Here is a 12,294-nt window from a genome sequence, read left to right as displayed (position 1 = left end):
AGCACGGGAGGCCGGTGGAGTCCGCGGAGTACGCCGAGGGCCGGGGCGCGCGCGGCGACGCCGGTTCGCGGGCACGGGCACGGGCGCGTGCCGTGCGCGCGGTGGCGGCGGGCTCGGTGGGCAATCTCGTCGAGTGGTACGAGTTCGGCGTCTACGGCTTCCTGGCCACCGTGCTGGCCGACCGGTTCTTCACCCCGGCCGGCGGCGGCGCGGCGGAGGCGCTGGTGCGGACGTACGCCGCGTTCGCGCTGGCGTTCTTCTTCCGGCCCCTCGGGGCGGCCCTGTTCGGCACGCTCGGCGACCGGACGGGGCGGCGGCCGGTGCTGATCGGTGTGATCACGCTGATGACGGCGTCGACCGCGCTGATCGGCTTGCTGCCCACCTACGCCACGGCGGGTGCGGCGGCGCCCTGGCTGCTGACGCTGCTGCGCGCGTTGCAGGGCCTGTCGGCGGGCGGCGAGTTCGGCGGCGCGGTCGCGCTGATGACGGAGTCCGCGACGCCCGGGCGGCGCGGACTGTACGGCGCGTGGCAGTCGTTCACGGTCGCGCTGGGCCTGCTGGCGGGCGCGGGAGTCGCGACGGCGACGGCCACCTTGCTCACGCCGGCCCAACTGGCCGAATGGGGCTGGAGACTGCCGTTCCTGCTGGCGCTGCCGCTGGGCCTGGTGGCGCTGTGGCTGCGCGTGGGCCTCGACGAGACACCCCGGGCCGGGGCCGGCGAGGACGGCGGCCCGCGGGGCGGCGCGGGGGTCGCTGCGTGGGGCCGGGGCGGCGGACCGCCGGGCGATGCGGGGACCGGCACCCGGAGCCGGGACGGCCTGGCCGGCGGGCCACCGGGCGGTGCCGGGGTCGGCGTGCGGGTGGTGCTGACGGCCGTCGGGCGGGTGATGGGGTGGTCGGCGGCCGGATACACGTTCCTGGTCGTCCTCCCCTCGTACCTTCAGGTCGCGCTGCACGCGGACGTCCGGCAGGCGCTGCTCGCCACCGTGCCGGCCGACCTCGGCTTCGCCGCGGCGATCCTCCCGGCGGGCCTGCTCAGCGACCGGGTCGGACGGCGGCCGGTGATGCTGACGGGGGCGGTGCTGGTGACCGCACTGGCGGTCCCGCTGCTCCGTCTCCTCCAGGACGACGGGACGTCCGCCGCGGCGAAGGGCGCGGCCACGGCCGCCGCGGGCGCGGTGGTCGGGCTGATGGCGGGACCCGGGCCCGCGCTGCTCGCCGAGATGTTCCCGGCGCGGGTGCGCTGGACGGGGCTCGGGCTCGCCTACTCCCTGTCCAACGCGGTGTTCTCGGGATGCGCCGGGCTGATCATCACCGAGGCGGTGCGGCGGACCGGCGACGCGGACGTGCCCGCCTACTACGCGGCGGCGGCCTGCGCGGTCAGCGCGCTGGTGCTGGCGCGGGGGCCGTGGCGGGCAGGCACGCGCGCCGGGGCGCCCGGTGGAGGGAGAAGCGGTGGAGCGAGCGGGAGCCGGCGGGCGCTACGGAGAGGGAGGTCCGAGCGGTGCGGGTGATCGGGCTGATGTCGGGGACGTCGTACGACGCGGTCGACGCGGCGGCCGCGGATCTGCGGCCGGACGGCGACACACTGGTGCTGCGGCCGCTGGGCATGGTGAGCGCGCCGTACGACGACGGGCTGCGCGAGGCGCTCGCGGCGGCGCTGCCGCCCGCCTCCGTCCCGCTCGCCGAGGTGTGCCGCCTGGACACCCGGATCGGGCAGGCGTTCGCCGCCGCCGCCCGTCGAGCGAACCGGGAACTGTGCGCGAAGGGCGCGGAGCTGGTGGCCTCACACGGGCAGACGGTCTACCACTGGGCCGACGGCGGCCGGGTGCACGGAACACTCCAGCTCGGGCAGCCCGCCTGGATCGCCGAGGCGACCGGGCTGCCGGTGGTCTCCGACTTCCGCGCCCGGGACGTCGCGGCCGGCGGCCAGGGCGCACCCCTGGTGAGCCTCGTGGACCTGCTGTGGCTGCGGGGCCGGCCGGGCACGCCGGTCGCGCTGAACATCGGCGGCATCGCCAATCTGACCGCCCCGGACGGCACCGCCTTCGACACCGGCCCGGGCTGTGCGCTGCTCGACGCCGCGGCCCGGGAGTACAGCGGCGGACGGCTGGCCTACGACGCGGGCGGGGAGCTGGCCGCGCGGGGCCGGCCGCACCGGCCGCTGCTCGACCGGCTGCTCGCCGAGCCGTACTACGCGCTGCGGCCGCCCAAGACGACCGGCAAGGAGCTGTTCCACCCCGGGTACCTGCGGGCGGCCGGGGTGGACGGCCTGCCGGCGCCGGACGTGCTGGCGACGCTCACCGCGCTCACGGCGCGGACGGTCGCGGACGCGGTGCGGTCGGTGGGTGCCACGGAGGTGGTCGCCTCCGGCGGCGGCACCCGCAACCCGGTGCTCATGTCCGAGCTGCGGCGGCTGCTGGCGCCGACCGGGCTGCTCACCTCGGACGACCTGGGCCTGCCCGCCGCGGCCAAGGAGGCGTACGCCTTCGCGGTGCTCGGCTTCCTGACCGCCCACGGCCTGCCCGGCACCGACCCACGGGCCACGGGCGCCCGCCGGCCGAGCGTGCTCGGCTCGGTGACACCGGGCCGGGACGGCCTGCCCGCACCCCGGGGGACGGACGGCGCACCGCGCCGGCTGGTGGTGGTGACCGGGGAGGAGTGAGGAAAACCGGCGCCGGTTTGCCCGTTGAGCGAGGTTCGTGACGGCCTGCCGCGCACCTTCTCATACCGCTTTCACCGACGCCTCATACGGTGGGACCATGACGCAGGTGACTCCTCCCGGGTGGTACCCCGATCCCGGGCAGAAGAATGACGGTCCGCCCACCGAGCGCTGGTGGGACGGCAAGGCCTGGACGGACCAGACCCGCCCCGCCGGGACGGCCGCCACATGGGGTCCCCCGCCGCAGCCCACGGCCGCCGGCGCGCCGCTGGCTCCCCCGGTGTACCCGGCCCAGCCGGGCTACCAGGACCACGCGGTCCATCAGCAGGGCCACCAGGGCTACGCTCCCTATCCCGCCCACCCCCCGGCCGCCCCCCGGCGCGGTCTGCGCACCGGCATAGCCGTGGCCGCGGCGGTGGCGGTCCTGGCCTGCATCGGCGTCGGCGTGGCCGTCCTCTTCGGCTACGGCGGGCACGGTGACGGCGACCGCGCGGGCTCCTCCCGGCAGGGGCCCGGCGGCCGGAACGGCGGCCCGGGCGGACCCGACGGCGGCTCGGGCGGGCCCGGCGGGCCGGGTGGGTCGCCGTCGCCCGGGCAGTCCGCCGCGCCCAAGATCAAGGGGGGCGGCACGGTGCCCGATCCGGCGAACGGGATCAGCCTGCCCGTGCCGGACGGCTGGACCGGCCAGGCGATGCGCGTCGGCGCGCAGGTGTCCTCCGACGACTCCTACAAGTGCCCCGGCAACAGCGCCCAGACGTGCACCGCGGGCGGCGCCTACAGCGCGCCCGCCGTCGTGCTCGGCACGAAGGGCGACACGGCCGAGGCGGTGGCCAAGGCGGACATCGCGGCCAACGCCAAGGAGTCCTACGGCGGCAGCAGCTACGGCAGCATCACCTCGCACGAGGTGCTGGCCTCGAAGGCGGTGACGGTGGCCGGGCAGAAGGGCTACCTGGTGCGCTGGAAGGCGGTCACCAGCAAGGGCGCCGACGGCTACGTCGAGTCGGTCGCGTTCCCCTCGCCGAACGAGGCCAAGCAGCTCGTCGTGATCCGCTTCGGCCTGGACGTCGGCCAGAAGGTGTCCGTCCTCGACGAGATCCTGAAGGGCGTCAGGGTCTCGTCGGGCGGCGGCGACGGCCAGAACGTCTGAGACGAGTGCCGGCCGGGTGGGACTCCTCTCCGCTCAAGAGGAGCCCCACCCGGCCGGGGGGTGTGCGCCGCCCCCGTCCCCACGGTGCGGCGCGGTCAGGTCACCGTTCAGTCATCCCGTGAACGGCGGCCTGGGTCTTCAGGTCAGGCCCAGTGCGGGCAGCACGGTGGCCTCCACGAACCGGACGAGGTAGTCGGCGTCGGCGTAGTGGCCGCTCAGGACCGGCCGCACCCGCAGGACGCCGAACATCATGGCCGGGATGTGCTCCAGCGCGGGATGCCCGGCGGGCACCTCGCCGCGCTCCACGCCCCGCTCCAGGATCGCCTGCAGCGCGGCGATCTCGGGCAGCACCAGTGCCTCGCGCAGCGCCTGCGCCAGTTCCTGGTCGGCGGTCACCGCGTGGCCCAGCGCCTGCATGAGCCGGGCGTCCTTCTTGGACCAGTCGCCCGCGGCCCGCGCGGCCTGCCGCAGGTCCTCGGCGAGCGAGCCGGTGTCGATGCCGGCGAAGCGGACCTTGCGGTTGGCGCGCAGCGCGGCCGCGACGAACTGGGGCTTGGTCCGCCACTGACGGTAGAGCGTGGACTTGCTGCACCGGGTGGTCGCGGCGACGCCCTCCATGGTCACGGAGTCGTAGCCGCACTCGCGGATCTGCTCCAGCACGGCGTCGAAGAACTCCCGCTCACGCTCCGGCGTGATCTTGGAGCGGCGCGAAGCGGCGACCGTCTCGGGTCCGTCCGCTGCCTGCGACGTCATGCGCTGACTCTCCTCACTCGTGCCGGGCCCACGGAAGAAAGATCCGTTCAAGGTCGCCCCGGAACGCTGTCTCCAGTGTGTCGCAATCCAATCGATACGCAAGTGTACCGGTACTCGAGCGTATCGGTACACTCTCGTATCGGTACACTGTCGTATCGGTACGCGGACGTATCGATGACTCGGGGCCCCGGCCCCGGGACCCACGAGCACCACCCCGCGTACCACCGACCGGCGTCACCACGCACCACCGCACCACCACGAATCACCGCACCACCACGCACCACCACCCGCACGACCGTCAGCGAAGGGGCCGGGGGATGAACGCCCGAACCGAGCCTGCAGCACCGGAGCCGGGCGCGCCGACGACAGCGCGCCCGCCGCTCCTCCGTGAGTTCCTGCTCGTCGCGGGGCTGTTTCTCGTATACAAACTCGGCCGGCAGCTGGCCGTCGGCCACACCGCGGACGCCTTCCGGGACGCCCACCGCGTGTGGGGCCTGGAACGGGCCGTGCACCTGCCCGACGAGACCGCCGTGCAGTCCGCACTGCTGCACGGCGACACCCTCGTCCACCTGGCGAACACCTACTACGCGGCCGTGCACTTCCCGGCCACCCTGGCCTTCCTGGTCTGGCTGTACCTGCGGCGGCCCGCGCACTACCTGTGGGCCCGCCGGGTGCTGGCCGCCGTGACCGCCGCCGCCCTGGTGCTGCCGTTCACCTTCCCGCTGGCCCCGCCGCGGATGGTCACCGGCACCGGCCTGGTGGACACCGGCCGGCTCTACGGCCCGTCCGTCTACGGCCCGCCGGCCGGCGACCACCTCTCCAACCAGTTCGCGGCGATGCCCTCGCTCCATTTCGGCTGGGCCCTGATGGTGGCGATCGGCCTGATCGCCGCCACCCGCTCGCGCCTGCGGTGGCTGTGGCTGCTGCACCCGCTCGTCACCCTGCTGGTGATCGTCGGCACGGCGAACCACTACTGGCTGGACGCCATCGCGGCGACCGCCCTGCTCGGCGTCGCGCTCGCGGTGATCCACCCGCCGGCCCGCGGGTCGGGGACGGTGGCCGGACACGGCTCCGAACGGCTCGCGCCGCGGGAGCCCGCCCTGGCGGGAGCGGCCCGATGAGCGCCGCCGCCCTGGTCGCCGTCGGCCTGTCCCTGGTCTCGGCCGTCGCCTACGCCCTCGCCGCCGTCGCCCAGGAGCGCCTGGCCTCCCGGGCCGCGGCGTCGGGCCTGCTGCGGCTGCTCGGCACCGGCGCCTGGTGGTCGGCGGTCGGCCTGAACGCGGCCGCCGCGCTGCTGCACGTCGTCGCCCTCGAGTACGGCCCGCTCACCGTCGTCCAGCCACTGGGCGCGCTCACCCTGGTCGCGGCCGTGCCGCTCGGGGCGCGGGCGGCGGGCCGCCGGGTCAGCGCGGCGGAGTGGCGCGGCACGGCGCTCACCCTGCTGGGACTGGCGGCGCTGCTGGTGACCGCGTCCGGGCCGGCGCCCGAGCGGACGCTGTCCCTGACCGAGGCGCTGGCGGTCGCCGGTACGACCGCGGCGCTGATCGGCATGCTGTCGCGGCCGGGTGCACGCCCGGGACTGCGGCACGCGACCGCCTCCGGCTTCGCCTCGGGGGTCGCCTCCGCGCTCACCCAGACGGTGACGGTGGCGGCCACGGACCGCACGGGCACGATGCCCGGCGTCGAGGTCGCCCTGGTCGCCCTGCTCGTCGCGGGGTTCGCCACCGGCGGCCTGCTGCTGTCGCAGACCGCCTACCGCGGCGGCCTCGGGGGCCCGCTGGCGGTGGTCACGCTGACCAACCCGGTGGCCGCGGCGGTGATCGGACTCTCGCTGCTCGGACAGGGTCTGCGGGGCGGGACCGGCGGCGTCCTGCTGGGCCTGGCCGGCGCGGGCCTGGCCGCCTGGGGCGTGGTCCTGCTCACCCGCACCGCCCCGGGCCCGGCAGGCGACGGTCAGGCCCAGGGCGGCAACCCGGCCGCGACCGCAGGGACCGGCGTCCTCGCCGCGACCGCCACGACCGTCCCCGGCACCGCGGTGGACGGCGGCCTCGCCACGACCGTCCCCGACGACGCCCACCCCGTCGCCGCGCGGGACGGCGGCCTCGCCGTGGCGGTACCCGACGACGCCCACCCGGTGGCCGCCGTGCTGGCGCTGGAGCCGCGCACGGCCACCGCCGAACCGGCGCTGATTCCGCGGCAGCCGGAGCAGCCCGGGCACCTCACCTCGCACTGACCCGGGCACGGCGACGGCGGCCGGCACGCGCCTCTCGCGCGTGCCGGCCGCCGTCGCCGTCGTGCCGTCCGGGTGCCGGCCCGGTCAGCCCCAGCCGCGCGAGTCCTGCTTGAGGGCGGTGTCGACGGTCAGGGCCGTCGCCACCACCAGGCTCAGCAGCGGCTCGGGCAGCTGGTAGTGGATCTGCAGGACGTAGTTGTCCGCCGTGGTGAACAGCGTCTTGGCGAGGCCTTCCCAGGTCTTGGTGATCCGGGCGACCTCGTTGTCCGCGTGGTCGACGATCGCGAAGTTCCAGGCCCGCCAGTTCTCCGCCTTGATCGCGCCAACCTGCCGGCCGTCCGCGTTCATCGCGAAGTTGATCTTCCCGATCATGTTCTGCTGGACGATCTCGCCGACCGGCGAGCCGTCCGGCCGGGTCACGACGACCCGGGACTTGAAGAACTTGGCGGGCCGGGTCAGCACCAGCTGCGGCTGCCCGTGGGCGTCGCGGATCTCCAGCTTGTGGGTCATGAACTGGTCGAGGCTGGAGACGAAGCGCAGGATCTTCCTCAGCGCGCTCTGGCCGACCTCGGTGACCGCGCCGAGGTCGCGGCCGTTCTGGTCCATGACCTTGTACTCGTTGGTCAGTTCGATGAGCTTGGCCTTCTGGTTCACGACCAGGACCGGCTCGGTGAACAGGGTGCCGCCACCGGCCCCGCCGGCCGCGACGCCCGCCTGCCGCTGCACCTGGCGCTGCACCCTGGGGTCGGCGCCCTGCTGCTGCGGGATGTGGGCGGCGGCCTGCTGGGGCGCGGCCTGCTGCTGCGGCACCTGCCCGGCGCCCTGCTGCGCCGGGTTGGTGTGCTCCGTCCACTGGGCGCCGTCCCAGTAGCGGAGCGTCTGGGCCGCTCCGTGCGGGTCCGGGTACCAGCCTGCAGGAGTGTTCGATTGCGTGGTCACCGGGGCACACTACCTTGATGTGACCCGTACCTGACCAGTCCGTACGGAGCGGTGTTCATCGCCCGTTCACCCCGTGACGAGGGCCGGGTCGCTGACTCCGGGGAGCCCGTTCTCGACGTGGCCGGCGAAGCCGCGCAGGAAGGCCGGGTCGGCGTCCGTGGTGACGGTCAGGTCGTACCAGCGCTTGCCGGCCGTGAGGGCGAAGGTCTGCCTGACGGTGGCCCCTGACCGCACGGTGACCGTGACCGGGCCGCCGCCGTAGCCGCACGTGACCTTCAACGTCACCGTGCCGGAGCCCTTGTTGGTGAACGTGAGCTCCAGGCCCTCACCAGCGTACCGGGCGGTGACCTCGGGCCCCTTGACCTTGTTGCGGCCCTTGAAGGAGCGCAGGAAGCCGTTGGGGCCGTGCACGGCGAGGTCGTAGGAGCCGCCGGAGTGTGCCGAGTTCCAGGTGTCGGAGAGGGTCTTGCCGGCCTCGGTGGTGTAGGTCCAGGGGCCGTCGGTGCGGTTGTCCGAGGTGACGAGGAAGGCCGCGCCCGCCTGCGGCCCCGAGGCGAAGGTGAGCGTGAACTTCCCGGCCGCGGTGTCCGCCGCGCCGTCGACGGCCGGGGCGTACCGCAGCGGGCGGGTGGGCCGGCTGCCGCGCTCCTGCTTGGGCAGCGAGGGGTTGGCGGGCGGGGTGGGCACGTAGTCCGGGTGGCGGTCGCGGTCGGGCGGCTGGTAGCCGGACGTGGACGGCAGCGTGACCGGTGCGGTGTCCTTGCGGGAGAAGTCGAAGGCCGTCGTCAGGTCGCCGCAGACCGCCCGGCGCCAGGGTGAGATGTTCGGCTCCTGGACGCCGAAGCGGCGCTCGACGAAGCGGATGATCGAGGTGTGGTCCAGGGTCTCGGAGCAGACGTAACCGCCCTTGCTCCAGGGGGACACGACGAGCATCGGCACCCGCTGGCCGAGCCCGTAGGGGCCCGCGGGGTGGCTCGCGTTGCCCTTGAACAGGTCGAGCGAGGGGTCGACGGTGGACTTGCCCTGGGCGGCGGAGCCCGGCGGGAAGGGCGGGATCACGTGGTCGAAGAACCCGTCGTTCTCGTCGTAGGTGATGAACAGCGCGGTCTTCGCCCACACCTCGGGGTTCGAGGTGAGCGCGTCCAGCACCTGCGAGATGTACCAGGCGCCGTAGTTGGCGGGCCAGTTGGGGTGCTCGGTGAAGGCCTCGGGGGCGGCGATCCAGGAGACCTGGGGCAGCGTGCCGGCCCGCACGTCGGCCCGGAGCCGGTCGAAGAAGCCCTCGCCCTTGCGCGCGTCGGTGCCGGTGCGGGCCTTGTCGTACAGCGGGTCGCCGGGCTTGGCGTTGCGGTACTGGTCGAAGTACAGCAGGGAGTTGTCACCGTAGTTGCCGCGGTAGGCGTCGCTGATCCAGCCCCAGCCGCCGTTCGCGTCGAGGCCGTCGCCGACGTCCTGGTAGATCTTCCAGGAGACCCCGGCCCGCTCCAGCCGCTCGGGGTACGTCGTCCAGCTGTAGCCCGCCTCCTCGTTGCCGAGGACCGGGCCGCCGCCCTTGCCGTCGTTGCCCGTGTACCCCGTCCACATGTAGTAGCGGTTGGGGTCGGTGGAGCCGATGAAGGAGCAGTGGTAGGCGTCGCACACGGTGAAGGCGTCGGCGAGCGCGTAGTGGAACGGTATGTCCTGCCGGGTCAGGTAGGCCATCGTGGTCGCGGACTTGGCCGGCACCCACTTGTCGTACCTGCCGCCGTTGAACGCGGCGTGACCGTCGTTCCAGCCGTGCGGCAGGTCCTGGATGAAGGCGAGGCCCAGGTCGTCGGCGTCCGGGTGGAAGGGCAGCACGTCCTTGGTGCCGTCGGACTGCTTCCAGACGGACCTGCCGTTCTGTGTCACCGAGCGCGGGTCGCCGAAGCCGCGCACGCCCCGCAGTGAACCGAAGTAGTGGTCGAACGAACGGTTCTCCTGCATCAGGACGACGATGTGCTCGACGTCCTCGACCGAACCCGTGCGGTGGTGCGCGGGCAGGGCGGCCGCGCGCTCGATGCTGCTGGACAGCGCGGTGAACGCCGACGTGGCGCCCGCGAGCTGGAGAAAGCGCCGCCGGTTGACTTCGGGCATGGGTGAGGGTCCTCTCGTCCTGCGTTCCTGACGTACGCGGTGCCGCCGGATGACGGGAACTGCGCGCAGCGAGTGTTCCAAGAGCAGCAAACGTCAGGGAAGGGTGCGATGGCGCCCATGTGAAAGTCGCCGGTACGGCAGGGGGCCGAGGCCAGTGTGACCTCCGTCCCCTGTCGCGGGCCGCAACGCCGCGCCGGTGCGGGGCTTGTGATGCACCCGCGGCTCAGCTCCCCAGGTACGCCTCCACCTCGCTGAACTGGGCCGCCGGCCATCCGGTGTTGGCGCTGACGCTCAGCCGCAGGTACCGCAGGTTCGTGCCGGCGGGCAGGGAGACGGTGGCCGTGTTGCCGGTGGCCGGATCGAAGCGGTAGCCCTGGGAGCCGAGGACCGTGGAGTAGTTCGAGCCGTCGGCGCTGCCGAGCACCGTGATCGTCTGGGTGCGGGCGCCCCAGGCCGCGGACGGGGGCAGCATCAGCACCAGGCGGCGCACGGCGCAGGGCGAGCCGAGGTCGACCGTCCAGGCCTGCGGGAAGGCGTTGTTGGCCGACTCCCAGTAGCTGCTCGCGTCGCCGTCCACCGCCTTGCCGGGGGTGTAGACGTCCTGGGAGCCGGTCGCGGTGGCCGGGCGGCCCTTGGCGAGGTTGCGGCCGGGGTCGGGATCCGGGGTGCCCTGGCCGGGCCGGGGCCAGGTGGAGCAGTCGGACCAGGTGCTGGACCAGCCGGAGTTGCCGCCGCCGTCGGTGAGGGTGAAGGGTCCGGAGTTCGCCGGGTAGGGGCAGTCGTAGACGCCGGCGGCGCCGACGGAGCCGGCGGTGACGTTGCGGAAGGTGGCGGCGCCCGGGGCCTCCGCCTGGACGACGACCGTGCCGGTGCCCCGCACGGTGGCGCCGTTCACGGTGACGTTGCGCACCGGGTACCCCTGGCCGCCGCCGGAGACGAACTCGAAGGCGCTGTAGGGGCTGTCGGTGATCGTCGTGTCGGTGATGCTGACGGTGGCGTTGATCGCGCTGTCGTAGGAGTCGACCCGCAGCGCGCCCATCGGGTGGTTCCAGTTGGGGTTCACCGCGCCGGTGCGCACGAGGGTGTTGCCGTCGACGGTGATGGTCCCGGCGAGCGGGGAGAAGGGGTCGGCGAACTTCTGGTTGGAGATCGCGATGCCGCTGCCGAGTGCGTTGGTGTCGGAGACCAGGTTGTCGCGCACCGTGAGGTCGGTGCCGCCGTAGATCGCGATGCCGTTGGCGAGGTTGGGCTGCGAGATCGTGTTGTTCTCGAAGCTGGAGTCGGTGTCCGGCGCGTACAGCGACCACATGGCGAGGGAGTCGTCGCCCTGGTTGCGCAGGAAGTTGTTGCGGACCCGGACGCCCTTGGCGTTGCCGTTGAGGTTCAGGCCGTCGGCGGTGGTGTCGAGGACGCGGTTGTTCTCGACCACCAGGTTGTCGTTGTTCCCGGTCAGCCAGAAGCCGCACTTGAGGTGCTGGATCCACATGCCCGACACCGAACTGTTCGGTCCGAGGGAGCCGTTGACGAAGTTGTCCGGGTCGGAGTCGACGCGCTCGGTGACCTCGCCGAAGACCGCGAAGTCCTTGATGTGCACGCCGCCGGTGGAGCCGGTCTGGTCGATGAAGCGCGAGGTGTGCACGACCGAGTACCAGCTGCCGGCGCCCTGGAGCGTCACCTTGCGCACGCCGCTCAGCGAGGAGGTCAGCCTGTAGTCGCCCGGCGGGATCCACACCACGCCGCCCTGGGCCGCCGCGATGGCGTCGCGGAAGGCCTGGGTGGAGTCGCCGTCGCCGCTCGGGTCGGCGCCCTTGGCGACGACGGACACCGAGCCGGCGGGCTGGGCGGCGACCCCCGCGACCTGTTCGAAGTCGGCGACGTCCACGGTGACCTGGGTGCCGGTGGACTCGACGGCGACCTTGTCGCCCGCCTGCACGTTGCGGCCCAGCAGGAGGCGGGCGTCGTCGAAGAAGTGGTGGGTCCTGGCCCCGGCGATCCAGCCGGTGTCGACGTAGGAGTACGTGGAGGTCACCGGGAGCGTCCTGGCGATCCTGGTGCCGTTGACGTACACGTTCAGCGTCCCGGACCGGCCGTCCGGGACGCTGTAGGAGAGGTTCACGGCGTTGGCGGCGCGCGGCACGGTGAACTCCACCCGCTGCCCGGAGTCGAGCCGTACGGCCTGCCGCCCGGACGCCTCGGAGGCGAGGGTGCCCTGCGTGTAGTCGGGTCCGATCCGCGTACCGGTGGTGGTCGCGGACTCGGCCTCCACCGAGGTGAAGGGGAGCGTGGCGCCCGCGGCGGCGTGCGCCGTGGGGGCGAGCGAGACGAGCATGCCGGCGGCGAGGGCGACGACCGCCCCGATGCTTGGCATGCGCCTGACATTCCTGCGGGTGGTGGCGTGCATGTGCCGATCCCTTCACGGTGGGGGTTCGTGGGGCAGCGCTGCGG

The 12,294-nt window shown here is 73.8% G+C and carries 9 protein-coding genes; 5 read left to right on the top strand and 4 right to left on the bottom strand.

Translation table 11 applies throughout. From position 1 onward, the window contains the following. Positions 1 to 92 precede the first annotated feature (92 nt). From B446_RS37535 to B446_RS30645, 3 genes are all read left to right on the top strand, one after another. Positions 93 to 1,514: an MFS transporter gene (locus B446_RS37535; RefSeq protein ID WP_234967655.1), complete on the top strand. Its 1,422-nt coding sequence runs from the start codon at positions 93 to 95 to the stop codon at positions 1,512 to 1,514. Continuing rightward, on the top strand, positions 1,505 to 2,665 hold the full coding sequence (locus B446_RS30650) for an anhydro-N-acetylmuramic acid kinase (RefSeq protein ID WP_020943326.1): 1,161 nt from the start codon (positions 1,505 to 1,507) through the stop codon (positions 2,663 to 2,665). The genes B446_RS37535 and B446_RS30650 overlap by 10 nt, the downstream gene beginning before the upstream one ends. A 97-nt stretch (positions 2,666 to 2,762) precedes the next feature. Then, positions 2,763 to 3,809: a DUF2510 domain-containing protein gene (locus B446_RS30645; protein ID WP_020943325.1), complete on the top strand. Its 1,047-nt coding sequence runs from the start codon at positions 2,763 to 2,765 to the stop codon at positions 3,807 to 3,809. 138 nt (positions 3,810 to 3,947) lie between these two features. On the opposite strand, the gene B446_RS30640 is transcribed toward B446_RS30645, so the two are convergent. Then, positions 3,948 to 4,562 (bottom strand): TetR/AcrR family transcriptional regulator, encoded by a 615-nt coding sequence (locus B446_RS30640; RefSeq protein ID WP_020943324.1) that lies wholly within the window; start codon positions 4,560 to 4,562, stop codon positions 3,948 to 3,950. Positions 4,563 to 4,879: 317 nt separating this feature from the next. Here B446_RS30640 and B446_RS30635 point away from each other — a divergent pair, with 317 nt between their 5' ends. Both B446_RS30635 and B446_RS30630 read left to right on the top strand, forming a co-directional pair. After that, positions 4,880 to 5,683 carry a phosphatase PAP2 family protein gene (locus B446_RS30635; RefSeq protein ID WP_020943323.1) on the top strand — a complete coding sequence of 268 codons (804 nt, stop codon included), beginning with the start codon at positions 4,880 to 4,882 and terminating at the stop codon, positions 5,681 to 5,683. After that, complete coding sequence (locus tag B446_RS30630) at positions 5,680 to 6,795, top strand: hypothetical protein (protein WP_020943322.1); 1,116 nt, start codon at positions 5,680 to 5,682, stop codon at positions 6,793 to 6,795. Before B446_RS30635 ends, B446_RS30630 begins: the two co-directional genes overlap by 4 nt. An 84-nt stretch (positions 6,796 to 6,879) precedes the next feature. Here B446_RS30630 and B446_RS30625 read toward each other — a convergent pair whose 3' ends face one another. The 3 genes from B446_RS30625 to B446_RS30615 form a co-directional block, all read right to left on the bottom strand. Then, on the bottom strand, positions 6,880 to 7,734 hold the full coding sequence (locus tag B446_RS30625) for a phospholipid scramblase-related protein (protein ID WP_020943321.1): 855 nt from the start codon (positions 7,732 to 7,734) through the stop codon (positions 6,880 to 6,882). A 66-nt stretch (positions 7,735 to 7,800) separates the two neighbouring features. Then, positions 7,801 to 9,849: a phosphocholine-specific phospholipase C gene (locus B446_RS30620; protein ID WP_020943320.1), complete on the bottom strand. Its 2,049-nt coding sequence runs from the start codon at positions 9,847 to 9,849 to the stop codon at positions 7,801 to 7,803. 223 nt (positions 9,850 to 10,072) lie between these two features. Then, the gene (locus B446_RS30615; RefSeq protein WP_020943319.1) at positions 10,073 to 12,217 is read right to left on the bottom strand and encodes a discoidin domain-containing protein; all 2,145 of its coding nucleotides are present in this window, start codon (positions 12,215 to 12,217) and stop codon (positions 10,073 to 10,075) included. Positions 12,218 to 12,294 lie beyond the last annotated feature (77 nt).

Origin of the sequence: Streptomyces collinus Tu 365 (assembly GCF_000444875.1) — a bacterium.
Lineage (GTDB): Bacteria > Actinomycetota > Actinomycetes > Streptomycetales > Streptomycetaceae > Streptomyces > Streptomyces collinus_A.
Note: the sequence above shows the minus strand (reverse complement) of the source record. Positions and strands in the feature narration are given on the sequence as shown.